The 25,993-nt window shown below is 71.1% G+C and carries 17 protein-coding genes and 1 pseudogene; 7 read left to right on the top strand and 11 right to left on the bottom strand.

Features of this window, described 5'->3' with window-relative positions; translation table 11 throughout:
- Positions 1–5 precede the first annotated feature (5 nt).
- From ABT004_RS10455 to ABT004_RS10445, 3 genes are all read left to right on the top strand, one after another.
- A complete protein-coding gene (locus ABT004_RS10455; protein ID WP_351333809.1) occupies positions 6–3,659 on the top strand; it encodes a trypsin-like peptidase domain-containing protein in 3,654 nt (1,217 codons plus the stop codon).
- Between the two features lie 120 nt (positions 3,660–3,779).
- The gene (locus ABT004_RS10450; protein ID WP_351333807.1) at positions 3,780–4,730 is read left to right on the top strand and encodes a bifunctional riboflavin kinase/FAD synthetase; all 951 of its coding nucleotides are present in this window, start codon (positions 3,780–3,782) and stop codon (positions 4,728–4,730) included.
- A gap of 104 nt (positions 4,731–4,834) precedes the next feature.
- Positions 4,835–5,305, top strand: a complete 471-nt coding sequence (locus tag ABT004_RS10445) for a carboxymuconolactone decarboxylase family protein (protein ID WP_351333804.1) — start codon at positions 4,835–4,837, stop codon at positions 5,303–5,305.
- A gap of 81 nt (positions 5,306–5,386) precedes the next feature.
- On the opposite strand, the gene ABT004_RS10440 is transcribed toward ABT004_RS10445, so the two are convergent.
- The 6 genes and pseudogenes from ABT004_RS10440 to ABT004_RS36375 all read right to left on the bottom strand — a co-directional run.
- Entirely contained in the window at positions 5,387–6,421 is a 1,035-nt protein-coding gene (locus ABT004_RS10440) for an oligopeptide/dipeptide ABC transporter ATP-binding protein (protein WP_351333802.1), read from the bottom strand.
- Positions 6,418–7,413 carry an ABC transporter ATP-binding protein gene (locus ABT004_RS10435; RefSeq protein WP_351333799.1) on the bottom strand — a complete coding sequence of 332 codons (996 nt, stop codon included), beginning with the start codon at positions 7,411–7,413 and terminating at the stop codon, positions 6,418–6,420. The genes ABT004_RS10440 and ABT004_RS10435 overlap by 4 nt, the downstream gene beginning before the upstream one ends.
- On the bottom strand, positions 7,410–8,354 hold the full coding sequence (locus tag ABT004_RS10430; RefSeq protein ID WP_351333796.1) for an ABC transporter permease: 945 nt from the start codon (positions 8,352–8,354) through the stop codon (positions 7,410–7,412). Before ABT004_RS10430 ends, ABT004_RS10435 begins: the two co-directional genes overlap by 4 nt.
- Complete coding sequence (locus ABT004_RS10425; protein ID WP_351333793.1) at positions 8,351–9,439, bottom strand: ABC transporter permease; 1,089 nt, start codon at positions 9,437–9,439, stop codon at positions 8,351–8,353. The genes ABT004_RS10430 and ABT004_RS10425 overlap by 4 nt, the downstream gene beginning before the upstream one ends.
- 38 nt (positions 9,440–9,477) lie before the next feature.
- On the bottom strand, positions 9,478–11,367 hold the full coding sequence (locus ABT004_RS10420; RefSeq protein WP_351333791.1) for an ABC transporter substrate-binding protein: 1,890 nt from the start codon (positions 11,365–11,367) through the stop codon (positions 9,478–9,480).
- Positions 11,368–11,652: 285 nt separating this feature from the next.
- A pseudogene (locus ABT004_RS36375) lies at positions 11,653–14,067 on the bottom strand (SCO5717 family growth-regulating ATPase); the annotation flags it as partial.
- Positions 14,068–14,363: 296 nt separating this feature from the next.
- Between ABT004_RS36375 and ABT004_RS10400 the strand changes: the two are divergent.
- From ABT004_RS10400 to ABT004_RS10390, 3 genes are read left to right on the top strand one after another with little or no spacing between them, the layout of a single operon-like run.
- Complete coding sequence (locus ABT004_RS10400; RefSeq protein ID WP_351333788.1) at positions 14,364–16,565, top strand: serine/threonine-protein kinase; 2,202 nt, start codon at positions 14,364–14,366, stop codon at positions 16,563–16,565.
- Between the two features lie 54 nt (positions 16,566–16,619).
- On the top strand, positions 16,620–18,716 hold the full coding sequence (locus tag ABT004_RS10395) for a protein kinase domain-containing protein (protein WP_351333785.1): 2,097 nt from the start codon (positions 16,620–16,622) through the stop codon (positions 18,714–18,716).
- Positions 18,717–18,737: 21 nt separating this feature from the next.
- Positions 18,738–19,631, top strand: a complete 894-nt coding sequence (locus tag ABT004_RS10390; RefSeq protein ID WP_351333784.1) for a protein kinase family protein — start codon at positions 18,738–18,740, stop codon at positions 19,629–19,631.
- On the opposite strand, the gene ABT004_RS10385 is transcribed toward ABT004_RS10390, so the two are convergent.
- Positions 19,628–19,927 (bottom strand): DUF397 domain-containing protein, encoded by a 300-nt coding sequence (locus ABT004_RS10385; protein ID WP_351333781.1) that lies wholly within the window; start codon positions 19,925–19,927, stop codon positions 19,628–19,630. The two genes, ABT004_RS10390 and ABT004_RS10385, sit on opposite strands and share 4 nt — an antisense overlap.
- Before the next feature lie 431 nt (positions 19,928–20,358).
- Here ABT004_RS10385 and ABT004_RS10380 point away from each other — a divergent pair, with 431 nt between their 5' ends.
- Positions 20,359–21,021 carry a hypothetical protein gene (locus tag ABT004_RS10380; protein ID WP_351333778.1) on the top strand — a complete coding sequence of 221 codons (663 nt, stop codon included), beginning with the start codon at positions 20,359–20,361 and terminating at the stop codon, positions 21,019–21,021.
- 99 nt (positions 21,022–21,120) lie between these two features.
- Here the strand turns inward: ABT004_RS10380 and ABT004_RS10375 are convergent, their stop codons facing one another.
- The 4 genes from ABT004_RS10375 to mycP form a co-directional block, all read right to left on the bottom strand.
- Positions 21,121–22,500 (bottom strand): S8 family serine peptidase, encoded by a 1,380-nt coding sequence (locus ABT004_RS10375; RefSeq protein ID WP_351333775.1) that lies wholly within the window; start codon positions 22,498–22,500, stop codon positions 21,121–21,123.
- Positions 22,501–22,586: 86 nt separating this feature from the next.
- Positions 22,587–24,185 carry a WXG100 family type VII secretion target gene (locus ABT004_RS10370; RefSeq protein ID WP_351333772.1) on the bottom strand — a complete coding sequence of 533 codons (1,599 nt, stop codon included), beginning with the start codon at positions 24,183–24,185 and terminating at the stop codon, positions 22,587–22,589.
- Between the two features lie 14 nt (positions 24,186–24,199).
- A complete protein-coding gene (locus ABT004_RS10365; RefSeq protein ID WP_351333770.1) occupies positions 24,200–24,568 on the bottom strand; it encodes a DUF2563 family protein in 369 nt (122 codons plus the stop codon).
- Between the two features lie 129 nt (positions 24,569–24,697).
- Positions 24,698–25,960 carry a type VII secretion-associated serine protease mycosin gene (mycP, locus tag ABT004_RS10360; RefSeq protein WP_351333767.1) on the bottom strand — a complete coding sequence of 421 codons (1,263 nt, stop codon included), beginning with the start codon at positions 25,958–25,960 and terminating at the stop codon, positions 24,698–24,700.
- Positions 25,961–25,993: the final 33 nt, after the last annotated feature.

Below are 25,993 nucleotides of genomic sequence, written 5' to 3'. Positions count from 1 at the left end.
GCGTCATGGTGGACCCGCCGCTGGTACGGATCAGCGATCTGGCCGGGCGGCCGCGCGGCGCGGGCTTCGCGGCGGACGACCGGGGGACGGTCGTGACCGGCCACGAGGTGGTGAGCGGGCTCGGGCGCCTGCTGGTGCACGGGCCGGGTGGCGTGACGTGTGTGGTGGAGCCCGCATCGATCGTCGAACTGCCCGAAGCGAACCTGGCGTTGCTGCGCACAGAGGGGCTCGGCGCGGTACCGCTGCCGGTGGCGGCCTCTGGACCGCCGACGGCCGGGGCGTACGTCAGGATCCCCGCGGGCGGCTGGCGCGAGGCGCGTGTCCTCGGGCGCTCGCCGGTCGCGTACGTGGCCGGGGGCCGCAGTCACCTGTTGGACGGCGTCCTGGAGCTTGCCGTCGGTACGGACGGGGCGGATGCGCTGCGTGTGGGGGGCGGGGCCGCGGGCGGTCCTGTGCTCGACGCGCGTACGGGTGCCGTCGTCGCGGTGCTCGGTACGGCGCTGCGGGCCGGGCACGGGCATCGGGCGGCGGGGTTCGCGGTGCCGCTGCGGATGACCGCCGCGAGTGCGGGTGGGCGGGGGCCGCTCGCCGAATTGCTCGCGCGCAATGCCGCGGCCGTGCCCGCGTACGGGGACGATCTGAATCTCGGTGGGGCGTTGCAGCTGGCCGGGATCTCGGTGGGCAGCGACGGGCCGGGGACGGGCGGTCCCGAGCCGGTCGAACGGCCGGATGTGGTCCGGGAGTTGGACGCTTTCACGGCGGGGGCTGCCGGGGACGCGCGGGTGCTGGCCCTCGTCGGGGACCCGGGGAGCGGGCGGACCACGGAACTCGCCGCGTTCGCCGAGCGGCGTGCCGAGGGGGACGGCGCCGCTCCCACGGTGTGGCTGCGGGGCGCGGACCTGAGCGAGGACGACGCGTCGGTGGCGCAGGCGGTGGGGCGGGCGCTCGCGCGCGCGGGCCGGATCGTGGCGGCGTCGCGGGAGGAGGCGGTCGCGGGGGGCGTGGTCACCGGGGACGTCGGGGACATCTCCGCCGAGCGGATCGCCGAGGTCGCCCGGGAGACCGGGCGGCCGCTCGTGCTGTTGCTCGACGGGCCCGAGGAGATGCCGCCCGTGCTCGCGCACCGCCTGAGCGCCTGGTCGCGGGGGACCGAGCGGTGGCTCGCGGCGTGCGGGGTGCGGTTGGTGGTGGCGTGCCGTGCCGAGTACTGGGAGCAGGCGGGCGCGCTGTTCGGCGCGGACGTGCTGTACGGGCCGGAGGCCGGGGCGCTGCCTCCCTGTGTACGGATCGGGGACCTCGTGGGGGAGGCGGCGCGGCTGGCGCGGGAGCGGCTCGGCGTGCCGGAGGGGGCGCTCGCGGAGCGGGAGGCCGGGCATCCGCTGTCGTTGCGGCTGCTGAGCGAGGTGCGGGCGGCGCTGCCAGGGAGTGTGGCCGGGTGTCCCGACCGGGACGAGATCTTCGCGGCGTACCTGGACCTCATGTGCCTGCGCGTGGCGGTCCGGCTGGCCGCGCCCTCCGGAGTACGGGGGAGTGGGGTGCGCAGGCTGGCGGCGCGGGTGGCGGGGCAGGTGCACGAGGCCGCGCGGCGGAGTCTTGGGCCGGGGCAGGGGGAGTTGGACCGGGAGTCGTTCGAGGAGCTGTTTCCGTGGGGGGCGGCGCGGGACGGGGTGTCCGGGTGGGCGTCGGCGGTGCTGACCGAGGGGGTGCTGGTGCCGGCGGGGGACGGGTTCCGGTTCGCGCACGAGGAGGTCGCGGACTGGATCCAGGGGATGCATCTGGATGTGGACGGGGCGTTGGAGGCGCTGGTGTTCCGGCGGCGGGGGGACGGGTTTCCTGTGCCGCGGCATCGGGCGGGGCCGGTGGTGCGCGCTTTGCTCTTGATCGAGCGGAACATGGGTAGCGCCGAACTGGAGCTTCGGTTGCGGGAGTTGCTGCCGTGGGCCTTGCGGGTGGCTGACGCGGGTGCGGGGGAGCGGGTGGCTGCGAGGGGGTCGGGGCCTGACATGGGTGCGGGCTGCGCCGGGGGGCATCTGGCTGCGGCGGGGTGTGCGCCTGACGCGGCTGCGGGCCGCACCGGGGGCCGCCTTGCCCACCCTGCCGCCCAAGGCGGCAGATTGCCCAAGGCGGCACGGCACCATCAAGCCCCTGCGGCGATTGAGCAGCGGGGTACGGGGCGGAGCCCCGGCCTTTCAGCCCCGCCGGCGTTTGAGGCGCGGGGTTCGGGGCGGAGCCCCGAGGTGTTGGAGGCCGAGTGGTGGGGGGTCGAGCTGGTGCGGAGCGTGCTCGTGCGGGTTCCGGACGCGCACCTGTACCGGGACGTGCTCCAGGTGATCGCGGAGCGAGCCCGCTTCGGCGGAGAGTTCTGGACGCGGATCTCCGTGGACGACGACACCCGGTTCGAACTGCTGCGGCGGGCCGTCGTGCAGGACGGCGCAGAGGCCGGCGACCGGTGCCTGGACGCCGTCGCGGACGCACTCGCCGCCGAGCCGCGCCGCGTACAGCAGCGGCTGACGCGCTGGTTCGACGACGAGCGGCCGCTGCCCGCCCTGCCCGACGCCACCGTCGCCGACGCCGCCCAGGCCCTGCTGCACACCCACCGCCACCGCGACCTCGACGGCCTGGTCGAGGCCCTCGTCAACCGCGCCCATCCGCGCGCCGACGAGCTGCTCGCCACCCTGGCCGACGAGGAACCGTCCGCCTTGTGCCGGGCCGTCGACCGCTGGGCCCACGACGAGCGTCCCGACCGGCGCGTCGCCGCCGCCGCGTACGCCGCGCGGATCGCCCCGCGGATCTATGACGCGGCCGACCGGGAGCTGCTGCGGTACACCGCGTTCGCGCTGCTGGAGCGGCCCTCCGAGCCGGCGCTGCACGGCGCCGCGCTCGCCCTCCTCGTACGGGATCCGGACTCCCGGCCCGCGTACCTGGCGCGGGCGCTTGAGCGATTCACCGCGGGCGACGCGCAGGTGTCCGCCGACGCGCTCGCCCCGGCCGTGGCCACCCACCCGGAACCCGTGTTCACGGCGTTCCAGGCGCGGCTGCGGGAGCCGGGACCCGGCCTCGGGGACATCCTGCGCACTCTCGCCGAGCTGACCGAACCCGCGCACGCCCGGCGAGCCGCCGCGCTCGTGCGAGAGCTCGCCGAGGACTGGCCGGACGCCGCGGCCGGGCACGTGGCGGCGTTCGTCGACCGGTGCCTCGAGCACGAGGACGGTGCGCGGGCCGTGATGTACCCGCTGGTCGTGGGCCTGGTGTCGGAGCGGCCCCCGGTCGTGCGCGGCGCCCTGGCGCGGGTGCTCGCCGCGCCCGGAACGACCGCGTCGCGCGCGCTGCGGGCCGAGCTGCTCGACGTACTGCTGGAGGACGAGCGGGACCCCGCCGTGCTCGACGCGCTGCTGTGCGCCGCCGCGCGGGACGCGGCGCGGCGCGGGCAGGCCAGGACGCGGGACCTGGTGCACCGCACGGGCATGCTGCGGGTGCGTACGCCGGAAGGGCCGTCCGGGTTCGACCGGCTGCTCGTGGAGCTCGCGCGGTCCGTGCCGGGGTTCGCGGGCCTGGTGGCGGGGTGGCTGGCGGAGGCGCCCCGCGAGTGGGCGGAGCTCCTCGGCCCGAGCTCCCGGCGCATGATCGAGCGCCTCGCAGGGGTGCGGGTACCCGCATAGCGTCGCGGCCCGCCCGATGCGAAGCGCGGGCGGGCGGCATGGCACTCTTAGACCTGCGTATCCGGTAGAGAGACGCAACGGTCGAAACGGTCGGACTCAGGTTTGCGAGGGGCAATCACCGTGCAGCGCTGGCGTGGCTTGGAGGACATCCCCCAGGACTGGGGGCGCAGCGTCGTCACCATCGGCTCCTACGACGGGGTGCATCGCGGGCACCAGTTGATCATCGGGCGGGCCGTGGAGCGGGCGCGTGAGCTCGGCATCCCGGCGGTCGTGGTCACCTTCGACCCGCACCCCAGCGAGGTCGTGCGCCCGGGCTCGCACCCGCCGCTGCTCGCCCCGCACCACCGGCGCGCCGAACTGATGGCCGAGCTCGGCGTGGACGCGGTGCTGATCCTCCCGTTCACCACCGAGTTCTCGAAGCTGTCGCCCGCCGAATTCGTGGCGAAGGTGCTCGTCGACAAGCTGCACGCGCGGGTGGTCGTCGAGGGCCCCAACTTCCGCTTCGGGCACAAGGCCGCGGGCAATGTCGACTTCCTGGCCGAGCAGGGACCGACGTACGACTTCGCGGTCGAGGTCGTGGATCTGTACGTCAGCGGCTCGGCCGGTGACGGTCAGCCGTTCTCGTCCACGCTGACCCGGCGGCTCGTCGCCGAGGGCGACGTGCTGGGCGCCGCCGAGATCCTCGGCCGTCCGCACCGCGTCGAGGGCGTCGTCGTGCGCGGTGCGCAGCGCGGGCGCGAGCTCGGCTTCCCGACCGCCAACGTCGAGACGCTTCCGCACACCGCGATCCCGGCCGACGGGGTCTACGCGGGGTGGCTGTACGTGAACGAAGAGGCGATGCCCGCGGCGATCTCCGTAGGCACGAACCCGCAGTTCGACGGGACGGAGCGCACGGTCGAGGCGTACGCCATCGACCGGGTCGGGCTCGATCTCTACGGTCTGCACGTCGCCGTGGAGTTCGTGGCGTTCGTGCGCGGGATGGCCAAGTTCGAGTCGCTCGACGAGCTGGTTGCCGCGATCGCGGACGACGTGAAGCAGGCGCGTGAGCTCATCGAGGCGACCAGGGCCTGAACCGCACCGACGTGACCCAGGTCACGTCCGGGTGTGTCACATCGGGGCGGGGCGCTCCGTCGTAGTGGTGTCACCACTTATGACGGAGTGCGAAGGAGCCCCTCATGGAACCGCGACTCGACCTCTTCAAGAATCCGGTCCTCGGCAAGATGCTCAAGCATGTCATCGCGGCGGGCAGGGCCGCCGAGGGTTCCGGCGTGCCGACGCCGACGCTGAACCTGGTCATGATCAGGGCCAGTCAGATCAACGGCTGCTCGGGCTGTCTGGACATGCACGTCAAGGACGCCGCCGAGGCCGGTGAGACGGCGGTCCGGCTCGCCCTGGTCGCCGCCTGGCGCGAGGCCAAGGTCTTCACCGAGGCCGAGAAGGCGGCCCTGGAGCTGGCCGAGGCGGGCACCCGCATCGCGGACAGCGCCGGCGTCTCCGACGAGGTGTGGGAGAAGGCCGCCAAGCACTACGACGAGGCGCAGCTCGGCGCGCTGGTCGGCTGCATCGCCATGATCAACACCTTCAACCGGTTCAACGTGATGACCCAGCAGCCGGCGGGCGACTACGTGCCGGGCATGTTCGGCTGAGTGGTCGGGGGAGGTGCTGTGCTCGGAAAAGTGTCGCAGTTGTACGTATAACTGCGACACTTTTCCGAGCAGGCACCTCACTCAGCGGTCGCGGTCGGAGTCCGCCGTCCCGGCCGTCGCCCAATGGCACGCCACCTGCGACGTGGTCGCCCCCGTGAGCACCGGAAGGTCCACCGTCCGGCACGCGTCGGCGACCCCCGCCGCCTCCGCCCGGCCGTCCACCAGGACCTGGCAGCGCGCGTGGAAGCGGCAGCCGCCCGGGATGCGGGACGGGTCCGGAGGCTCGCCCGTCAGGACCACCGGTTCGCCCGGTGCCTCCGGGAGAACCGACAACAGGGCCTGCGTGTACGGGTGTTGAGGCGAGGTCAGCACGTCCTCCACCCGGCCCGTCTCCACGATGCGGCCCAGGTACATCACCGCCACCCGGTCCGCGATGTTCCACGCGAGGCCGAGGTCGTGCGTGACCACGAGCGCGGACAGGCCCAACTCGTCCCGCAGGCGCAGCAGCAGGGCGAGGATCTCACCCCGTACGGAAGCGTCCAGGGACGCCACCGGCTCGTCCGCGACGATCAGCTCAGGGTCGAGGACCAGCGCGCCCGCGATGACCACGCGCTGGCGCTGGCCACCCGACAGCTCGTGCGGGTAGCGCAGGAAGAAGCGCTCCGGAGGGCGAAGCCCCGCGCGCGACAGCGCACTGGCGACCGCCTCGCGTTCGTCGCCCGCGTACCCGTGGATGCGCAGGCCCTCGGCGACCGCGTCGTACACCGTGTGTCGCGGGTTCAGGGAGCCGCTCGGGTCCTGGAGGACCAACTGGACGCGCTTGCGGTACGACTTGAGGGCCTTCGAGGCGTAACCCAGCGGCTCGCCCGCGAACGTGACCCTGCCGGACGTCGGCCTCTCCAGGCCGAGCAGGGTGCGCGCCAGGCTCGTCTTGCCGCAGCCGGACTCGCCGACGAGCGCCACGATCTCGCCCGGCGCGATGTCCAGGTCGACGCCGTCCACGGCCCGCGCCTCGGCGGCGCCGCGCCGGCCGGGGAACGTGACGTGCAGCCGATCGGCGCTGAGCAGCGGCCGCGCGTCCTTCGACACCTCGGGCGTCTGCAGCGTTTCTGTCATGCCGTGGTGCTCCTTGCTTCGACTTCCGTGCCCAAGGCGTCACTTGAGCCCACGTGCACGCACGCCGCACGCCGTTCCGGGCCCGCCACCCGCAGCTCCTGGTCCTCGCTCGCGCACACGTCGAGCGCCACCGGGCAGCGCGGGTGGAACGTGCAGCCGGACGGCAGCGCCGACGGGTCCGGCGGGTCACCGGGCAGGCCGCGCGGCGCGAACCGGGACGCCGGGTCGCCGATCGTCGGGAACGCTCCCGACAGCGCCTTCGCGTAGGGGTGCACGGCGTCCTCGTAGACCTGGAGGGCGGGGCCCTCCTCGACGACGCGGCCCGCGTACATCACCGCGAGCCGGTCGCAGGTGTCGGAGAGGACCGCCAGGTCGTGGCTGATCATGACGAGGCCGAGGTTCTCCTCCGCCACCAACTGCTCGATCAGGCGCAGGATCTGGGCCTGGATCATCACGTCCAGGGCCGTCGTCGGCTCGTCGGCGATGATCAGTTCGGGATCGCAGGCGAGGGCCATCGCGATCATGACGCGCTGGCGCTGGCCGCCGGAGAGCTCGTGCGGGTAGGCGTTCGCGCGCGCCGCCGGGAGGCCCACGTGTTCGAGCAGTTCGCCGACCTTCTTCTTCGCGCCCTCCTGCGTCGCCTTCTTGTGCAGGAGGATCGGTTCGGCGATCTGGTCACCGACGCGGTGCACGGCGTTGAGCGAGTGCATCGCGCCCTGGAAGACGATCGAGGCGCCCGCCCAGCGGACGGCCCGCACCCGGCCCCACTTCATGGCGAGGACGTCCTCGCCGTTCAGCAGGATCTCGCCGGTGACCTTGGCGTCCTTGGGGAGCAGCCGCAGGAGCGCGAGCGCCAGTGTGGACTTCCCGCAGCCGGACTCGCCCGCGATGCCGAGCTTCTGCCCGGCCTCGACGGTGAGGTTCACGCCGCGGACGGCCTGCGCCCCGCCGGCGTACGTCACCGTCAGGTCCCGTACCTCAAGAAGCGTCATGAGCGCACCCCCAGCTTCGGGTTGAGGACGGATTCGACCGCGCGGCCGCACAGGGTGAAGGACAGCGCGACGATGGCGATGGCGATGCCGGGCGGTGCCAGGTACCACCAGTCGCCCGCGCTGACCGCGCCCGCCTCGCGCGCGTCCTGGAGCATGCCGCCCCAGGAGGTGACCGTCGGGTCGGACAGGCCGAGGAACGCGAGGGTCGCCTCGGTCAGGATCGCCGAGGAAATGATCATCGTGGTCTGGGCGAGGACCAGCGGCATCACGTTCGGCAGCACGTGCCGGGTCATGACGTGGCTGTGGCTGCCGCCGAGCGCGCGCGCCCGCTCGATGTACGGGCGCGCCTCGACCGAGAGGGTCTGGGCGCGCACCAGGCGCGCGGTCGTCGGCCAGGTCGTCACGCCGATCGCGATGATCACCGTCCACATAGAGCGGTCCATGACGGTCGCGAGCGCGATGGCCAGGACCAGCGTCGGCATGACCAGGAACCAGTCGGTGACGCGCATCAGGACCGTCGAGTACCAGCCGCGGAAGTGGCCCGCGACGATGCCGATGACGGTGCCGATGGCCACGCACAGGAACGCCGCGAGCAGGCCCACGGTGAGCGAGATGCGCGCCCCGTACACCAGGAGGGCGAGCACGCTGCGGCCGAACTGGTCGGTGCCCAGCGGGAATTCGCCGCTCGGCCCCTCCAGCGGGCCGCCGGGCGCGTCGGTGACGCTCTGCGCGTCCGAGCCGACCAGGACCGGCGCGAGGACCGCGATCAGCGCGATCAGGATCAGCAGTCCGAGGCCCCACAGGCCGCTGCGGTGCGCGCGGTAGGACTTCCAGAAGCGGGCCAGGGACTGGCGTTTGCGGGCGCGCGCGAGGGAGCGGGCGCTGGGCGCCTTCGGTGTCTTCGCGGGCGTGGTCCCGGTGTCTGTGTCGGTCGTCGTCATCGGCCCACCCTCGGGTCGAGCAGCGGATAGAGGATGTCGGCGAGGGTGTTCGCGAGGATCACCGCGGTGGCGAAGACGAAGAACAGGCCCTGGACGAGCGGCAGATCGGGTACGGAGAGCGCCGAGTAGAACAGCCCGCCGAGACCCGGCCACGAGAAGACCGTCTCGACGAGAATCTGCCCCGCGACGACATGCCCCAGGTTCACGAACATCAGCGTGAACGTCGGCAGCATCGCGTTCGGCACCGCGTGCCTGCGGCGCACCAGGTCGTCCCTGAGGCCCTTGGCGCGCGCGGTCGTCAGATAGTCGCTGCCCATCTCGTCGAGCAGCGAGGAGCGCATGACGAGGAGCGTCTGCGCGTAGCCGACCGCGACCAGGGTGATCACCGGCAGGATCAGATGGTGCGCGACGTCGAGGACGTACGCGATCCCGGTCTCGCCGCCCGATTCGAGGCCGCCCGTCGGGAACATGCCGGGGATCGGCCCGATGCCGACGGCGAAGACGATGATGAGGAGCAGGCCGAGCCAGAACGCCGGGACCGAGTACAGGGTCAGCGCGAAGGCCGTGTTGAAGCGGTCGCTGCGCGACCCGTTGCGCCACGCCGTACGCGTGCCGAGCCAGATGCCGAGCGCCGAGTACAGCACGTACGCCGTGCCCGTGAGCAGCAGCGTCGCCGGGAGCGCGTCGAGGATCTTGTCCATGACCGGGGTGTGGAACTGGAACGAGATCCCGAAGTCACCGGAGAGCGCGTCCCCGATGTACGACGTGAACTGCTTCCACATCGGCTGGTCGAGGCCGTACTGGTGGCGCAGGTTCTGCAGTTGCTCCGATGAGACCTTGCGGCCGCCGGTCATCTGCTTGACCGGGTCGGAGGGGATGAGCCGGAACAGGAAGAAGCTCGTGACGAGGACGGCGAAGAGCGAGACGATCGCGCCGCCGATCTTCGTGAGCGCGTACTGGACGTACGCCTTGGTGTTGCGGGCCCGGGGGCCGCGGGCGGCCGACGGCGGCCCGGCCGAAGCCGGGTCGCCGTCGGGTTGCGCATCCGCGGACCGCGCGAGCGCCGGAGTGCTGTCAGCTGTCATGGTTCACATGTCTTCTTACTCGCGTAGCCGCGCTTCGCTTACTCGCGCTCGTCCGCCGTGGTCCGGCGCCGCCTGGCCACGAACACTCCGCCGCCGATGACGAGGAGCGCCGCGATCACGATGCCGATCACGATGCCGGTGGAGCTGGACGAATCACTGTCCTCACTGTCGGACGCGGAAGCGGGTTCGGCCGACCACCAGCTCCAATACCCGTCCTGGCCGTAGATGTTGCCGGCCGCGGTGGGCATCGTCTGGATGGACTTGATCTCGTCGGTGCGGTAGGCCTCGACCGCGTTCGGGTACGCCATGACGTTCATGTAGCCGGAGTCGTAGAGCCAGGACTCCATCTTCTTCACGGTGTCCGCGCGCTTGGCCGGGTCGTACTCGGCGAGCTGCTGGTTGTAGAGCTTGTCGTAGGTCTTGTCGCAGATGCCGTTGTCGGTCTGCGCGACCTCCTTCGGCTTGCTCGGCAGGGCGGCGCAGGTGTGGATGCCGAGGACGAAGTCCGGGTCCGGGTTGACCGACCAGCCGTCGAAGGCGAGGTCGTACTCACCGGCGTACCAGGGCACGGAGACGTCGTCGACGCAGTTGAGCTTGAGGCCGATGCCGATCTTGCCCCACCACTCCTTGAGGTACTTGCCGACCGCCTTGTCGTTGGGGTCGGTGGCGTGGCACAGCATCCGCAGGTTGATCGGCTTGCCGTCCTTGCCGACGCGCTTGCCGTCCTTCATCTTGTAGCCCGCGTCGTCGAGCATCTTGCCCGCGGCCTGCGGGTCGTAGCCCAGCTGCTGATCACCCGAGGGCTGCCAGTAGTAGTCCTGGAAGCGCGGCGGGATGTAGCCCTGGCCGCGCACGGCGTGGCCCTGGAAGACCTTGTCGACGATCGCCTTCGTGTCGACGGCCTTGAACAGCGCCTGGCGCACCTTCTCGTCGAGCAGGGCCGGGTTGCCGTCGCCGAACTTCTTGCCGCCCTTGGTCTTCCAGCCGGGGTTCACCGCGATCGCGTAGAAGCGGCGGCCGGGCCCCTCGTTGACCTTGATGTTCTTCTCGCCCTTGAGGGACGCCGCCTGGGCGGGCGTCAGGGCGGGGGAGCCGGCCACGAAGGAGACCTCGCCCTTGCGCAGGGCGGCGACCGCGGCGTCCTGGTCCTTGTATGCCTTGAAGACGATGTTGTCGAACTGCGGCGTCTTCGTCTTGCGCCAGAACTCCGGGTTGCGCTTCAGCTTCACGTACTGGTCGGTCTTGTAGCCGGTCACGATGTACGGACCGTTCCCGACGATCGGGAACTTGTCGTCGTTGTTGAACTTCGAGTAGTCCTTGACGTCCTTCCAGATGTGCTCGGGCACGATCGGGATGTCGAGGGACGTCATCGTCGCCTGCGGCTTCTTCAGCTCGACGACGAGCTTGGTGTCGCTGGGCGCCGTGACCTTCTTGAAGTTGCCGACGAACGAGCCGTTGGCGGTCGCCGCCGCGTCGTCCGTCATCATCTTGTTGAAGGTGAAGGCGGCGTCGTGCGCGGTGGCCTGCTTGCCGTCCGACCACTTCGAATCGGAGCGGATGGTGTACGTCCACGTCAGCTTGTCGGCCGAGGGCTTCCACTTGGTGGCGAAACCCTGGATGACGTGGTTGTCCTTCGGGTCGTAGTTGGTCGGGTACTCGTACATCAGGCGGAGGATGCTCGTACTGACCAGGCGCGTCGCCAGGAACGGGCTCAGCGAGTCGACGCTCTGCGCGACGGCCACGGTGAGGGTCTTCTTCTTGCCGCTGTCGGCGTTGGCCTTGGCGGCGGCCTGGGGCATGGCGTTGGCCTGTTGCGGCGCCGGGTTGAGTGGCGTGGCGAGGCCTGCCGTCAGGGTGAACGCCGCGGCGCCGGCCGCGAGGAGTATCAGCACTCCGCGCCGCTGGGGGCGGGCCGTTCTGTGGTCCATGTCTTGCTGAGCTGGTGTGTCCATCGGCGGTGACCTCGCGCATCGCTCGCACAGCTGGGCTGGATCTGGGACTTCGTGAGTTTTCAGGTCGACTGAAGTGTTGGTTTATCAGCGGCAGTTGAGGAACGTCAACGGCGGGTGAACCCCATGTGGCCTGCGGAAATAACGAGTTGACCTGCATTTCACGCACATTGGTCGAGACCTCTGATGCTTTGCAGGCCAGGGGATGGCACCCGGATGGGTGCAGCTGGAGGGCTACCGCTGCGGCGGAGGCGGCGGCGGGGTGCGGCCGAAGCCCTCGGCGACCATCGCGGACAGGTCGAAGTACGCCTCCCGCACCTTGGGGCGCATCATGTCGAGGTCGACCTCCGCGCCGGCCGCCAGGTGCTCGTCGAAGGGGATGACGATCACGCCGCGGCAGCGGGTCTCGAAGTGGCCGACGATGTCGTCCACCTTGATCATCTTGCCGGTGTCGCGGACACCGGAGATAACGGTGAGGGAGTGCCGGACGAGTTCGGTGTAGCCGTGCGCGGAGAGCCAGTCGAGGGTGGTGCTGGCGCTGCTCGCGCCGTCCACGGACGGGGTCGAGATGATGATCAACTGGTCGGCCAGGTCGAGGACTCCGCGCATCGCGGAGTACAGCAGGCCGGTTCCGGAGTCGGTCAGGACGACCGGGTAGTGCCGGCCGAGTACGTCGATCGCGCGGCGGTAGTCGGCGTCGTCGAACGTCGACGAGACGGCTGGGTCCACGTCGTTGGCGATGATCTCCAGGCCGGAGGGGGTCTGGGAGGTGTACTGCCGGATGTCGGCGTACGAGTGCAGGTGCGGGATGTTCTGCACCAGGTCGCGGATGGTGGCGCCGGTTTCGCGGCGTACGCGGCGGCCGAGGGTGCCGGCGTCCGGGTTGGCGTCGATCGCGAGGATCTTGTCCTGGCGCTGCGAGGCGAGGGTCGAGCCGAGGGCCGTCGTCGTGGTCGTCTTGCCGACGCCGCCCTTGAGGCTGATCACGGCGATCCGGTAGCAGGACGAGACCGGGGTGCGGATGAGGTCCAGCTTCCGCTGCCGCTCCTCCTCTTCCTTCCTCCCCCCGAACTTGAACCGTCCGCCACCCGCGCCGGGCGCCTTGCTCCGCTGCTTCTGCCGCTTGCTGTTGACGAGCCGCTCGGCGGACAACTCGACGGCGGCGGTGTAGCCGAGGGGGGCGTTGTCGCCGGGGGCGTGCGGGGGCGAGGGTTGGTGGTGCAGGCCGGGTGGTGCGGATTGCTGCCAGGCGGGGGCGGGGCTGGGGTAGGCCTGTGGGGGCTGGGCGTTGGGCGCGAGTGCCGGTTGGGGGAGCGGCTGAGGGTGGCCCTGTGGTTGGAGGGCGGGCAGCGGCTGGCCGGGGTGGGTCGGTGGCTGTGGTTGGGCCGGAGGCTGCGGGAAGCCGTAGGAGGGTTGTGCGTTTGGTGTGGGTGGAGCGGGCTGGCTGTGGGGGTGGTGAGGCTGCGGAGGGACGTATTCACCGTGTGGTGGCGTGGGTTGGCCGGTGGCGGGGGGAGCCGGTGGGGCGGCCTGGCTGTGGGGATGGGGCTGCGGAGGGCTGTATTCACCCTGTGGCGGCATGGGTTGGCCTGTAGCCGGGGGTGCCGGTTGGCCGGGTGGCTGCGGGAAGCCGTAAGCGCCCGGGGCCTGTGGTGGAACCGCGGCGGGCGGGGTGTACGGGGCGGCCACGGGCGGTTGGCCGGGCGCGGGGTCACACTCCTGCGGGGCCGTGGGCGGCGCGGCGGGCTGGAACGACGGCGGCAACGGGGGAACTCCACCTGCCGGAGGGGGCGGTGGAGCCCAGCCTGCGGGGGCGTGGGGTGCGTAGCCGGGGGCCGGGGTGGCGGGGGTGCCGGCAACAGCCGGAGTGACGCCGGGGTTTGGCGGTACCGGTGCAGCTTGTGGTGCTTCGGGGGCCGGGGCGGCGGGGATGTCCGGGGTGTCGCCGGGGGCCGAGGTGGCCGGAGTGTCACTGGGGGCCGGGGGTGCCGGAGCCGCCTGTGGTGGCGTGGGGGCGGCAGCCGCTGGGGTGTTGGGGGCGGGCCAGGGGGTGGGCGCCGTCGGCTCGGCCGGGGGCTCGGTGGGGGCTGGGGTGGCTGGTGCAGCCGGAGGGCTGAGGGTGTTGCCGTGGGCCGGTTCCGCCGGGGCGGGCTGTGGTGCCGGATTGCCGTGGGGCGGGTTCGCCGGGGTGGGCTGTGGTGCCGCCGGGGCGTCCGGGGGGCCGGGGGTGGTCACCGTAGCGGGCGTCGTCGTCTCGTGCGGGGGCGTCGCGGTGGTGGCCGGTGCTGCGAGGGGGAAGTCGGTGTCCGGTGGGGTGGCTTCGGGCGGCGTCGCGCGGGCGCTTCCCGTGTCGATGTCGACGTGTACGCGGTGGGCGTCGACCCACGCGCGGGCCCGCTCCTCGGGGTTCTCCGGGGGCGCGGGCGGCTCCCCGAGCGCGGCGAGTTCCTCGAAGTTCCGCTTCAGCGAGGGCGCGGAGAAACGCAGCGTGGACCCGCTGTCCAGGTCACCGTTGTGCGGCCCGCCGTCCCGCAGGTCACCGCTCGCCTGCTCGTACCAGGGCGGAGGCGCGTAGTCGATCGTGAACTCGCCCGTCTGCCCGGCACCGGACCCCGCGCCGGACGGTTCACCGGCAGGTGACCCGCCGCCCCCGCGGACATCGTCCCGATCGCTGCTCACAATGCCTCCTGGTGTGGTCGAGCACCCGGCGTGCCTCCCCGCTCTCCGGACGCGCACGGATTCAGCGGGAGCACAGGGCACGTCCCGGCCCAGCCTAATCACCAAAACCGCCCGCACGGCAGGCCCGCCCACACCCCGTCGACTAGACTCGCCGCGCCGTGATCGGGGAGGTCGTGGCTCGGACGGCGGCGGGGAGGACGTGGCGTGCGGAATCGGATCAGGGGCGGCGCCCCGCCCGTGCGCGCAGCGCACCCCAACTGACCGCCCCGCACCCGACCACGACGAGAACTCACCTCATGCCTACCGCGCTCACCCACGACGACCCCGTACACCTCGGCCCGTTCCGCCTCGTCGGACGCCTCGGCAGCGGCGGGATGGGCACGGTGTACGTCGCGCGGACCGCCGGCGGGCGAACCGTCGCCCTGAAGACGATGCACGCCCGGCTCGCCGCCGACCACGCCGCTCGGACCCGGTTCCGGCTCGAGATCGACGCCGCCCGCGTCATCGGCGGACGGTTCGGGGCGAAGGTCGTGGACGCGGACCCGCTCGCCGAGACGCCGTGGCTGGCCACCGAATACGTACTTGGTCCACCGCTCGACGAAGCGGTAGAGGCGGGCGGGCCGATGCCCGAGGCGACCGTACGCGCGCTGGGAGCCGCCCTGTGCGGAGCACTTGGGCAGCTGCACCGCAGCGACGTCGTGCACCGCGACCTCAAGCCGTCCAACATCCTTCTCACGGCATACGGTCCGAAGGTCATCGACTTCGGTATCGCGCGGGCCATCGGTGACGACCGCCTGACCCGCGTCGGATCCGCCGTGGGCACGCCCGCGTTCATGTCGCCGGAGCAGGCCACCGGCCAGGAACACGGCCCGGCCGGCGACGTGTTCGCGCTCGCCGGGGTGCTGGTGTTCGCGGCCCGCGGCAGCGGCGCGTTCGGGAACGGGCAGGCCGCCGACCTGCTGTACCGGGTCCGGTACGGCGAGCCGGACCTCACGGGGGTGTCCGCCGTGCTCGCCCCCGTACTGGCGCGGTGCCTCGACAAGGACCCGGCGCGGCGCCCCGCCACGCACGAACTGTCGGCCCAACTGCACACCGGGGCAGGGGAGTTCGCCGACCACCTGTCCGCCGCGCTGCTCGGTGACATCGGGCGCCGGGCCACCGACGTATGGCAGACCGTCCCGCAGCGGCTGCCCGCACCCCTGACCCACACGCTCCCGCAGACCACCGCCGTGGACGCCACCGGGAGCAGCCCCGTGTCGCGGCGCCGCTTCCTCGCCGCCGGGGGTGTCCTCGGCGTCGGCGCGGTCGCGGCAGGCGGCGCCTGGTGGTGGACCGGCCGTTCCTCACAGGAGAAGAAGACCGCGGACCCCAAGGCCCCAGACACCCGGGGCCGGCGCGACCTCGACCCCCTCTGGAAGGACGAGGGCTACTTCGAGACCAGCGTCGTCGACGGCGGAAAGTCGATGATCCCGGCCATCGTCGACGGGGTGGCCATCGCCATGCGCGGGTACGCCCGCGGCTTCGCCGTGTCCGACGGCGCGAAGAAGTGGGACGACCACATCAGCAGCGGATGGCAGTGGACCGCAGCGGACGGCAAGCTCTACCACCTGACCTACAACGTGGCCGAGGACGACAAGGCCGGCGGGCCCGTCACCCTCGAAACGATCGCCCCGCGCACCGGCAAGAAGGTCAATACCCTCGCCCGCCTCGCCGACACCACCGACCACCTGGAGGGCAACCAACTCCTCTGCGTCGCCGACGACATCGCCTACGTGGCTGTGGGCAAGGGCAAGGGAGACAAGATCGGCTACGCACCCGCGCAGAAGTGGACGCTGCGCGCCGTCGACTGCCGGACCGGAAAGGCCCTGTGGTCGCGGCCGCTGCCCAGCCGGGACGAGCTCGACCAGTCGATGTACTTCCTCGGCGCGACGGTGGCCGGCGGGCGCCTCGTCACGTACCAGCAGCTGAAGGAGGACGAACCCCACATCGTCGTACGGGACTTGAAGACCGGCGGCATCCTGTGGAACGTCCCGTACCTCGTCGAAGACGTCGCCACGCTGTGGGCCGCGATGGCGGCCGACGACACGCACCTCTACATCGGCGGCACCCGGCTCCGCGCGGTGCGCCTCAAGGACGGCAAGGCGCAGTGGCAGACACCCGAAAGCCGCGCGTTCGGGCCGCCGACGCTGAACGGCGGTGTCGTGTACGCCGTGGGTGAGGGCGTCGGGCTCGCCGCGTACAAGGCGGGCAGCGGCGAGCGGCTGTGGACGGAGAAGGACGGCAGCGCCGACGAGCAGTCCAGGGCCTGGCGGCCGCTCGTCGGCAAACAGTGCGCGTACTACCGCAACGGCGCCCAGTTGCGCGCCGTCGACCTCGACAGCCACGAGATCTCCTGGACGTACAAGACGGACGGCGACCGCTTCTACGCGAACCCGGAGCGCACGCGGATCTTCGCGATGAGCGACACCGCGAAGCTCGCCGCGTACCCCATGAAGTGACCCCCACATACCTGTACATACGTTCCGCGACCGCCCCCCGGCAGAAGGCCCCACATGAAACCCCTCGGCATCGGCGACCCCCTCCGCCTCGGTCCCTACCGCGTCCTCGGCGTGCTCGGCGAAGGCGGCATGGGCAAGGTGTACGTCGGTCAGGACGGCGCCGGGACGCTCGCCGCGGTCAAGGTGCTCAAGCCCGAACTCGCCCACGACACGAACCTCGCCCAGCGCTTCGTGCGCGAGGCGCAGGCCGCACAGGCCGTGCGCAGCAAGGGAGTTGCGAACGTCCTCGGCGCGTGGACCGAGGGCGGCCGCCCGTGGATGGCCACCGAGTTCCTGGCGGGCCTCACCCTCGACCAGGCCGTCGAGGCGCACGGGCCGCTGCCCGAACCCGCCCTGCGCGCCCTCGCCGCCTCCCTCGCGCACACCCTCGCCGACATCCAGGCGGCGGGCTTCATCCACCGCGACCTCAAGCCGCCGAACATCGTGCTGACGTCGACGGGCCCGCGCGTCATCGACTTCGGCATCGCCCGCCCCGAGCACGGACTGACCCTCACCACGACCGGGGAGGTACCGGTCACCCCCGGATACGGGGCCCCCGAGCAGGTGCTCGGCCACCGCGTCACACCGGCCGCCGACGTCTTCTCGCTGGGCGCGGTGCTCGTGTACGCGGCCAGCGGACGGCGCGCGTTCGACGGCGGACACGTGGCAGCCGTGCAGTACGAAGTGGTGCACGGCGAGCCCCAACTCCAGGGAATCAACCCGGAGTTGCTGGCACTGATCGCACCCTGCCTCGCCAAGGACCCCGCCCACCGCCCCACGCCCGCCCAGATCGCCGAGGCGATGCGCCCGCCCAAGGGAGCGGAGAAGGCCTGGCGGCGCGGCTCCATCGCCGAAGCGATCACCGAGCGGGAGACCGGGGCCCGGCACCTGGCGACCACCATCGTGGGCGGAACGCAGCCGCCGCAGAAGCCCGCCATGTCGCGAAGACGCCTGCTGACGACGCTCGCCGTCGGCGGCACCGTCGCCGCGGCCGGCGGTGGCACGGCCGCGTGGTGGTACGGCTCGCGCCCCGACAGCGCCCTGTTCGACATCCCGGCCGCGGCCAGGACTCCCGTACAGGCACTGAAGTCCAAGCCCGCCGAGGACTACGCCGAGAACGGCGGCCCCATGAAACTGTGGTCCGTCACCACCGCCGACGCCACCACACCCGAACTCCTGCCCGTACGCGACGTGTTGGTCTTCGCGCTCGGCTCCGGCGGCATCGGCGCGTACGGCGTCAAGGCCGGCAAGCGGCGATGGTCCGCCGACGGCCTGCGGGCCAGGTCCGGCTACGTATCGCTGGCCGACCGGCTCGTCGTGGGCGCGGACGAACACGGGACGCTGCACACCTTCGTGCCCTCCACCGGCGCCGCGAAATGGACGTGCGAGCAGGCGGAGGCCGAGACGCTGCTCGCCGCCGGCCCCGACGCGGTCTACATGATCACGAAGGACGACCGGCTGCGCTGCGTCAACAGCGAGGACGCCGAGGTGCGGTGGACGGTCACCGTGCCCGCGAAGTTCCGCAAGAAGCTGCACGGCCCGGCCGCCGTCGGCGGAGGCGTCCTCGTCGTCCCGTCCACCGACGGCACCGTGCTCGCGGTGCGCACCAGCGACGGCCGCAAGGCCTGGACGCAGCCCGAGGAGTCCGAATCGGTCGTCCGCCCCGCCATCGCCGACGGCATGGTCTACCTCAACGGCAAGACGCTGGAGGCCTACCGGCTCCGCGACGGAAACCGGGAGTGGAGCACGTTCCCGCTGGGCGGCGCCGACTCCGTCTACAGCAAGTGGGGCCCGCCCGAGGTACGGGGAAACCACGTGTACGCCAACGCCGTCGACGTCACCCGCTGCCACAAGCGGGCCGACGGCAACCAGGAGTGGTTCGCGGTCGGCCCGTCCACGACCAGCCGTGTGCTGGCGCAGGGCACCTCGATCTGGTCGGTCGACGACGGCGACGGAATCGGCGAACTCCAACTGAAGGGCATCCCGCGGAAGGACGGCAAGAACCCTTGGACGACGCGCTACCCGCGGCCTCACTACACACAGCTCGCCGCCGCGGGCAACCGGGTCTTCCTGCTGATGGACAGCGCCGTGCACGCGCTGAGCACCTTCTGAGGCCGAAGGGACCGACGACACATGCAGAGCGCCGCGCAGCAGGTGGGCCCCTACCTCCTGCTCACCTCCATCGACCCCACCGACCACGCCGTCGTCCGCCACATCGCCCGCACCCCCGGCGGTGACCGCACCGTCCTCCTCAGCGCCCCCGCCCCCGGCGTCGACCCGAACCGCTTCATGGCCGAAGCGGACGCCGCGCGCTACTTGTTGGGCAGTTGGACGCTCCCGACCGTCGAACTGGCGCCGCCCGGCGGAGCGCCCTGGCACGCGCGCCCGTACACCCCCGTACTGCCACTGCCCACCGCGCTCGCCCTCCACGGCGGCCCGCTGCCGGAGCACACCGTCCGCGCCCTCGGTGTCGCGCTCGCCGAGACGTTGTCCGTCATCCACGGCCAGAGCCTCGTCCACGCGGGCCTCTCCCCGGCGGCCGTCCTGCTCTCCTTCGACGGCCCGCGCCTCGACTGCTTCGGCGCGGTACGGGCGGCGGCACCCGACGGAGCGGTACGTCGCGACCTGCCGGGCGTCGACGCCACGGCCCTCGCCCCGGAGCAGGCGGCGGGTGGACACCCCCGCCCCCTCGGCGACGTCTACGCGTTGGGCGCGACCCTCGCGTACGCCGCGACGGGCCACACGGTGCCCGAACGGGAGGAACTCCCGGCGCCGCTGCGCCCGCTGGTGAGCCGGTGCCTGTCCCGGGACCCGGCGCAGAGACCACAACTGGCGGATGTGGTAGCCGAGTTGAGCGCGGGCACGGCTGCCGCGCGGCAGCCTGCCGGCTTCGGCGCCACGAACCACGCCTCGGGCCTGCTGACCCCCGGCTGGCTGCCGGCCCGCCTCGTCGCGGCACTGGCGCACCAGGCGGCGTCGGTACTGGACGCGGACCTGCCGACGACGCCGGGCACGTACGGCTACTAAGCTTCCGGGCCGCCATTGCGGGGGGACGGCTCCAGGTCGAACTCCCCGTCCCTGGCGCCGAGTACGAACGCCGTCCACTCCGCCTCGGTGTACCGCAGCACCGTCTCCGGCTCCAGCGACGAACGCATCGCCACGGCGCCGTCCGGCAGCTTCGCGATCTCGACGCGCTCCTCGTCCTGCTCGGTACCGGGCGCGCTCTCCCACTCGACGCCGGAGATGTCGAGCGCGTACAACTCGTTCTTCTCGCGCTCCTTACGGGCCTCGATCTCCTCCGGCGTCTCGCCTGAAGTCCCCACGCCGCATCAGCCCCTTCGTCGTCCTGTGACAATCACCGTCAGTTTAGTGGGGGTTGACCGGCGACCACCGTGACCCGATGAAACGGGACTCTTTGGTGGAGGAAGCGGTCCGATGGACGTATGGGTCCGGTGCGTCCGGGAGGATGTCCTGACGCATCAGCACGGGGAGGACTCCAGCAGTGAGCAGCAACCATCCGGGCCCGTACGCCGGCCAACCCCAACAGCCGGGACCGTACGGCGCGCAGCCGGGACCGTACGGACAACAGGGCCCGCCGCCGCCGTATGGGCAACCGGGCCAGCCGTATGGGCAACCAGCGCAGCCGCAGTACGGCGGTTACGGGTTCCCGCAGCAGCAGGGTGGATATCCCCCGCCACCACGCCGTGGCGGCCTGGGGAAGACCTTGGCGTTCGTCGCGTGTGGGGCGGCGCTGATGACGTTGGTCGGCTTCGGCATGTTCTGGATCCGCGACGCGCAGGGCCCGGACGACGACGGCCCGCACAAGCTGACCGCACCGTCGACGATGTCGTTCGCCACGTACTACCGCGCCGGCGACCCGGCGGATCCCGACCTCGCGACGGAGGATCCCAAGAAGCTCGAGTGGCACGAGATGGAGAAACCGACGGAGATCGCCGTCAGTTACTCCGACGAGCTCGTCGACAACGTCGACACCTCCGACACGGGCGTGGCCCAGGACGCGTTGCAGCGTGCGGGGAACAGCAAGAGGTTCTCGATCACGGGTGGCTACGGCAGGTTCGACAACCCCGAACTGGCCCTGGCCTACTACTTCGAACTCGTGGGGGACAAGCTCACCGAGGCCACGGACAAGGCCCCCGGACACGTCGTCTCGTCGCTGGGCGTGGAGGAGGACACGGAGGCGGACTCGCTCGGCGGCGACGCGGTGATGAGGTGCGCGGACCTCAGGGTGGACAACTGGGACGACGACAACCCGGCCACGGAGACGACAGTGTGCGGCTGGGCCGACTACGCGACGGTCGGGGTGGTCACTCCGTACGACGGCACGTTCGGCCTGACGACCGAGGAGGCGGCGGAGCTCACGGGGCACGTTCGCAGTGAAATGCGCGTTGAGAACTAGGCACGCGGACGCACGCGCAGGCGTGAGGCCCGTGACCAGGTGAATGGTCACGGGCCTCATTCGTCGCGGGTACTGCTCAGCGTCCGGTCGGCCGACCACCTACTGGCGCGGAGGACCCCACGGCGGTTGCTGCTGCTGGCCGTAGGGGCCGGGCTGTTGCGGGGCCTGGGGCGGGTAGCCGCCCTGGTGGTAGGCGGGCGGGGGCATGGTGCCGGGGGCACCGGGTCCGCCAGGTCCGCCACGGTTGTTCTTGTTGCGGGAGACGACCACGATGACGACGATCACCACGATGATGACGAGCGCGGCGATGCCGATGCCGACGTAGAGCAGCGTGTTCGAGCTGCCGCTGTCCGAGGAGTCGGAGGCATTTCCGGTGGCGGGGGAGGGGGACGTACCGGCCTTGTCGCCCGAGTCACCCGAGGCCTTCGGAAGCGCGGACAGATCCCACGGACCGTTCGCACCCCCCTTGGGGATGTTCGCGGTGAGCGCCTTGAGCGGGCTCAGGTCGCCGTAACCGTGGTACGCGTCGGGCAGCTTCGACTTGTCGACGCCCTTGGCGATGTACGTCGACTTGATGACGCGGTTGACCAGTTGACCGGGGGTGTAGTCCGGGTACTTCTGCTTGAGGAGGGCGAAGGTGCCGGAGGCGATGGCGGCGGACATGGAGGTGCCATCGCCGGTGACGTAGTCGCCCTTGATGAACTGCCCGTCCTCGGTCTCGTAGCCGCCTTGGCTGGTGGCGACGATGATGTCCTTGGCCGGGGCGGTGAACATGAGTTGCTTGGAGTAGTTCTCGTCCTCCCAAGGGGTGCCGTTCTGGACGGAACCGCCGACTTGGGTGACGCCGGGGACGGATCCGAGGCCGTGCTTCTCTTCGGTGCCGTCGTTGCCTGATGCCTGGACAACTACGACGTTGTGGGCCAAGGCGTAGGCGATGGCCGCCTTGTTCGTCTCGTCTGTGTAGCCCTGAGAGACAGAGATGCTGATGACATCGGCGCCTTGATCGACGGCGTAGCGGATCGCCTCGTCCCACTCGCAGGCGGCCTTCCGCGATCTGTCGATAGCGCCACCCTCGGTCGCCCAGATGTCAACGGGAAGGATCTTGGCGTCTGGTGCCAGTCCCAGCACGCCTGCGCTGTTCCCAGTCCCGTGGCCGTGGCCCGCAATCAGAGAGGCCATGCCCGAGCCGTGATCGTCCAGCTTCTCCTCGTTGGCAGGTTTGCTGTCCGAACAGCGCTTGCCTGGAAGCACATTGCCCGTGAGGTCGGAGTGTGTTCCGTCCACTCCGTCGTCGAGTACCGCGACGGTGACGCCCTTGCCCGTGGCGACCTTGTGGATGGCGTTGATGTCGAACGCCTTGTTCTGCCACTGGCTGTTTCTGGTGGTGTCCGCCGAAGCGGTGGATGCGGTGCCGAGCACGAGGGCTCCCACCATGGCCGCACCACCGATCGCGCGGAGCGTCCTGTGCGCGAAGCGCATGCTCTGACACCTTTCTGGGTTGGTTCCGTGCTGTCGTAAGTGGGGCCCGCGACCGGGTGGTCGTGGGCCCCACGAACGGTATCTGGTTACTCGATGACGGGCGGGTTGGCTTTGCGGTCCTTGGGTGTCCAGGTCTCCTTGTCCTCGGTGAGGTAGTCAGGGAGACGACTGTTGTTACCGCCTTCGCCGCGCTGCTTTCCGGCGCCACGTCCGCCGGCGGCTCCAGCGGGGCCGAAGCCGCTGCGGCCGTTCTGGCCCTTGCCGCCGGCGCCTGTGCCACCCGTGCCGGATCCGCGGTTGCGCAGCCCCGTACCGCCAGGGGTGAACGCCCCGCCGGTCTTGCCCTTCGCTCCGCCGACGACTCCACCCTTCGCGCGTGCGGCAGCGCCCATCCTGCCCGCGCCGCCCTTGCCGGCGGCTCCGCCTGCACCATGGGCGCCACCGCCCATGCCGCCCATGCCGCGGCCGGCGCCTGTGCCCGTTCCTCGGCCGGTACCCGCGCCCGTTCCTCGGCCAACTGCTCCCGAACCTGTACGTCCGGCCGCGCCGCCACCGGCTCCACGCCCCAGAGCAGCCGCACCGCCGGCCATACCACCGGCGAGGCCGCCGGCCATACCACCGCCGATACCGCCGCCCGCACCGGCTCCTGCGCCGCCGCCGATGCCGCCACCGGCCCCGAGACCGCCACCTGCCCCGGGGCCGGAGCCCGGGCCGGTACCGATGCTGGGGGCGGCGCTCTCGAGACCCGTACCGATCTGGGACGCATCCGGAATGCCGCCGCCCGATGCGGTCGGCGACTTCAGGCCGTTGCTGTCGAAGTGTGGAATACCCTTGCCCGCCGGGCCTGTACCGATACCGGAGCCGCCCGGAATATTCGGGTTGGCGCCGCCGGAGCCGGGGACGTTCACGTTGCCGGGGCCGCCACCGGTGTCGGGGGTGTGGGGCTTGAAGGTGTTGTTTCCGGGGGTCGCGTTATCGAACTGGTCCGACGTCGACGAGTAGGAGGCTGCCAACCCCTCCAGATGCGTGGCAGCCTGCAGTGACGCTTCCCGCTTGGCGCCCATGCTGTCGCCCCACGTCTTAATGACTTGCTGGGTCTCCATTCCGCTAGCGATGTCCCCGTCGATGCTGCTCTGGGCAGCATCGGCCGCCTGCATGTGCCTGTACTGCGAGACCGCCGCAGAGGCGCCGAAGGTGGAAGGAGCAGCCAGCACTGCGGCAAAATCCGCGGCATCCATGGTGCTGAAGTAGTCGCTGACGGAGTCGCACGCCTCGTCCCACCAGCTGACGTCGATGTCGTCAAGCGCGGTCTTGACCTCGTCAAGTTTGTCCGCCGAGTCGAACATGCCGTCCGACGTGAGCTTCGCGGAGCTGCCACCGTTGGCGATCTCCTGGCTGATCTTGCCAGCCTCCTCCGCGAACTTGTCGGCGGAGCCGCCCTTCCAGCTCTCGAGGACCTTCTGCACGGCCTTGTTGAACTGCGCCAGTACGCCGCCGTCCCCGTCCGGGCCGACAAGCTCTTCGTGGACTTCCTTCCAGGCCTGCGAAACTTCCCTGAGGAGCCCAGGGTTGGTGTTGGCCACCATGTTCTTCAGGCTGTCAAGGTCCTTCGTATTGAACGGGGTGTCGAAGCCCCTGCCCGAGGCGCCCTCACCCCGGCCGCCCGTTGGTGCGTTTGCCACCATCTTGCTGTCCCCCTTCAGGCGTTCCGGTTGGCGACGTTCGAGCCGCCCGTGTCGGCCTCGGCGTCCTGGTACGTGCCCTGGGCCTTGACTGAGTTGTCGGCTTCAGCGTCCTGATACTTACCGTGGGCCTTACGCGTCTTCTGCCCGAACTTGTCGATCAGCTTCTCGATCTTGGCGATCATGTCGTCTTCGATGCGGGTCTTCATCGCGTCGTGCGCGTTCGCCAGCTTCCGCGCCTCGTCGAAGTCCCCCAGCGCGTCCTTCGGGACATACGTCGAGTACGCCGCTTTCCGCTTGGGCCCGCCCATGTCTTTCAGGACCTGGTTCAGTTCCTTGACCACCTGGTCAAGGGCATCGAGATCGACCTCGTACCCGTCAGCCATCGCAGGCCGCCTTCCCCGTTTTCTTCTGTAACTCTGAAGTTCTGTTGTGCCGCGTGCAGTTGGACGCGCAGTGACTACCTCAAGAATCGCCTGAGACGCGCCGAACTCACAAGTTCAACACAGGTTCCCTCACAGAACGTCCTCGCCCCGCCGCCGCAACCAGTCCCGCCGCGCCATCGCGCCCGCCGCGATGATGGCGAAGGCGAGGCCGCCGCCGATTACCAGGTACGTCCCGTAGCGGGAATCGCGCTCCGCCGGGGTTTCGCCCAGGGTCAGCTTCGCGGCGGTGATCTTCTCGCCGCTGCCCGCGTTCGCGCCCGCCGCTCCCTGGAGGTCCTCGTTGGTGATCTGCTCCGTGGGCGCGGTCGCGTCCTTGACGGCGGCCACGGGGTCGATGACGCCCCAGCCGATGTTGTTGTCGCGGTACGCGTGCGAGCGGGACGCCGTGTCCTCGAGGTGCCAGATGATCTGCTCGGGGGACCACCCGGAGTGCTTCTGCTTGAGGAGGGCGGCCACCCCGGCCGCGTACGGGGCGGCGAACGACGTTCCCTGGTCGACGCATTGGCCGCCCTGGGGCACGGTCGAGACCATGTCGACGCCGGGGGCCGCGATGTCCACGTGCTCGTTCGGCGTGGAGAACGGGGCGCGTTCGTTGTTGCGGTCGGAGGCGGCGACGGACAGCACGTTGGGGTTGTCGAGGGCCGCCGGGTAGGTGTCGGAGTCGTTGCCCGACGAGCCGCTGTTGCCGGCCGAGGCGACGATGAGGATGCCCTTGGCCTCGGCCCTGTTCACCGCGGCCTGCAAGGGGGCGAGCTTGGACACGTTCGCCGTGGTGCCCTGCGAGATGTTGATGACGTCGACGCCGGCCGAGACCGCGGCGTTGATGGCGTCGATCATGGTCGCCAGGTTGCCGCCCTCCTCCGCCGTACTCGTCTGGAGGGGCAGGATCTTGGCGTGGGGGGCGAGACCGTGGAAACCCGAGCCGTCGATCGGCGAGGCCGCGATGATGCCGGCCACCTTCGTGCCGTGGCCGACACCGTCGGTCGTGGGCTTGGAGCCCTTCGCGAACGACTTGCCGCCGAGGACCTTCCCCGTCAGCTGCGCGTTCTTCGTGTCGACGCCCGTGTCGATGACGGCCACGGTCACGCCGTCACCCTTGAGGGACTTGCCCTCCCACAGCTGCTCCGGGATGACGCGCTGCAACGACCACGGCGTGCCCTTGATGACGTTGCCGCCGAACTGGCAGTCGGTGGAGGCCAGTTGGGTGCCGTCGTCGGCGACGGCGGGCGTCGCGGTCAGGCAGGCGAGTACGGCCGTCGTCGCGAGCGCCGCGGCCGTGCGTCGGGCGGCGACACGGTGGGCGGCGACGATGGGTGCCATGGTGGGTGCCACGGTCTCTGTTCCCCCTATGAGTTCTGCGCCAGG

It is taken from the genome of Streptomyces sp. NPDC002790, assembly GCF_040295505.1.
Lineage (GTDB): Bacteria > Actinomycetota > Actinomycetes > Streptomycetales > Streptomycetaceae > Streptomyces.
Note: the sequence above shows the minus strand (reverse complement) of the source record. Positions and strands in the feature narration are given on the sequence as shown.

Bases quoted from the DNA above. Each gene is read 5' to 3' on its own strand.
- ABT004_RS10455 (WP_351333809.1), top strand. From the start codon at position 6: ATGGTGGACCCGCCGCTGGTACGGATCAGCGATCTGGCCGGGCGGCCG.
- ABT004_RS10370 (WP_351333772.1), bottom strand. From the start codon at position 24,185: ATGGTGGCAAACGCACCAACGGGCGGCCGGGGTGAGGGCGCCTCGGGC.
- ABT004_RS10395 (WP_351333785.1), top strand. From the start codon at position 16,620: ATGAAACCCCTCGGCATCGGCGACCCCCTCCGCCTCGGTCCCTACCGC.
- ABT004_RS10365 (WP_351333770.1), bottom strand. From the start codon at position 24,568: ATGGCTGACGGGTACGAGGTCGATCTCGATGCCCTTGACCAGGTGGTC.
- ABT004_RS10445 (WP_351333804.1), top strand. From the start codon at position 4,835: ATGGAACCGCGACTCGACCTCTTCAAGAATCCGGTCCTCGGCAAGATG.
- ABT004_RS10380 (WP_351333778.1), top strand. From the start codon at position 20,359: ATGACGTTGGTCGGCTTCGGCATGTTCTGGATCCGCGACGCGCAGGGC.
- ABT004_RS10400 (WP_351333788.1), top strand. From the start codon at position 14,364: ATGCCTACCGCGCTCACCCACGACGACCCCGTACACCTCGGCCCGTTC.
- ABT004_RS10390 (WP_351333784.1), top strand. From the start codon at position 18,738: ATGCAGAGCGCCGCGCAGCAGGTGGGCCCCTACCTCCTGCTCACCTCC.
- ABT004_RS10375 (WP_351333775.1), bottom strand. From the start codon at position 22,500: ATGCGCTTCGCGCACAGGACGCTCCGCGCGATCGGTGGTGCGGCCATG.
- ABT004_RS10425 (WP_351333793.1), bottom strand. From the start codon at position 9,439: ATGACAGCTGACAGCACTCCGGCGCTCGCGCGGTCCGCGGATGCGCAA.
- ABT004_RS10440 (WP_351333802.1), bottom strand. From the start codon at position 6,421: ATGACAGAAACGCTGCAGACGCCCGAGGTGTCGAAGGACGCGCGGCCG.
- ABT004_RS10435 (WP_351333799.1), bottom strand. From the start codon at position 7,413: ATGACGCTTCTTGAGGTACGGGACCTGACGGTGACGTACGCCGGCGGG.
- ABT004_RS10420 (WP_351333791.1), bottom strand. From the start codon at position 11,367: ATGGACCACAGAACGGCCCGCCCCCAGCGGCGCGGAGTGCTGATACTC.
- ABT004_RS10430 (WP_351333796.1), bottom strand. From the start codon at position 8,354: ATGACGACGACCGACACAGACACCGGGACCACGCCCGCGAAGACACCG.